This window comes from Streptomyces sp. 13-12-16 (assembly GCF_002114215.1).
Classification (GTDB): Bacteria; Actinomycetota; Actinomycetes; order Streptomycetales; family Streptomycetaceae; genus Streptomyces.
The window spans coordinates 1-1,160 of sequence record NZ_NCTE01001485.1; the positions used below are offsets into that span (position 1 = coordinate 1).

Sequence of the window (1,160 nt, forward strand, 5' to 3'; positions counted from 1 at the left end):
GCCGGCGTACCGCGGTGCCGGGCGGTCCGGCGTTTCCGGTGCCGGCTCCGCCCGTCACCGGTGCGGCGACGGCCGTCGCGCGGTCGGGCCCGCCGTTCTCGACGGAGGCCAGTGCCACGATCGCGCGCGTGTAGGCGGCCCGGGAGGGAGCCCGGCCGAGGCTGTCGACGGCCGCCCGGAGCCGCTGGAGGCGGTCCTCACCCCGCATCGTGGCGAGGCAGAGCTGGGCCGCGCCGATCGCACCGGGCGCGCCCCAGCGTTCGGCGAGTTCGAGTTCCTCACGCGCCAGCCTCAGGGCCTGTGCGGCGTCGCCGAGGGCGTGGGCCGCCTCCGCGGCCTGGGAACGCCAGGGAAGGAGCGCCGGATTGGTCCAGCCGTGCTGCAGGAGCCAGCGCCCGCAGGCCCGGAAGAGCGACCGGGCCCGGTGGGGATCGTCGTCGGCCCGGGCCAGCAGGCCACGGGCGAAAAGCAGTTGTGCACCGCTCACGGACTCCTCGGCGGGAGAGGGCACGGGGCGTCCGGCGGCGGCGCGCGCCCGCTCCGGCCGGTCGTTGGCGAGATCGGTGAGGATGCCGAGCGTCGTCCAGTAGGGGTAGGACAGCGGATGCCTGCTGTCCGGGGGCAGTTCGAGGTCGGCGGCGGCCAGGTCGCGGGCGGCGGAGTCGGGACGGCCGTGCCGCAGGTGGAGTTCGGCGCGCAGGGCGAGCACCCGTGCGACGGTCACGGAGCAGCGTTCGCGGTGGGCCTCGGCCAGCAGGGCGCACAGGTGTGTCTCGGCCTCCTCCCCGTCCTCGGTGAGCAGGAGCGTGTGGCAGGCCAGCAGCCTGGGCACGGTGAGCGGGGGCCGGCCGAAGGGGTCGGGGGCCAGGGCCGCACGGGCCCGTCCGCGGGCCTCCTCGCGATCGTCGCCCCGCACGGCGGCCTCCCACGCCAGCACGCCGTTCACGGCAGGGGTCCGCGACACGGGGGGCAGGTCCGGTGCGAGCGGGAAGGCGATCTCGGCGGACGCCCGGCGCAACGGCTGCGCCACCCGGAACAGGGCGGTGATCTCCTCGTACCGGGCGGTGGCCGCCTCCGCCGGCCCCGGGTCGGACGGTGCCCCCCGCCCTCCGTCCGGGCGGCCGCCGACGAGGAACTCGGCGAGGGCGCGCCAGGTGGTG

The 1,160-nt window shown here is 77.5% G+C and carries 1 pseudogene; it reads right to left on the reverse strand.

From position 1 onward, the window contains the following. Positions 1 to 1,160, reverse strand: a pseudogene (locus B7767_RS43170) (LuxR family transcriptional regulator); the annotation flags it as partial.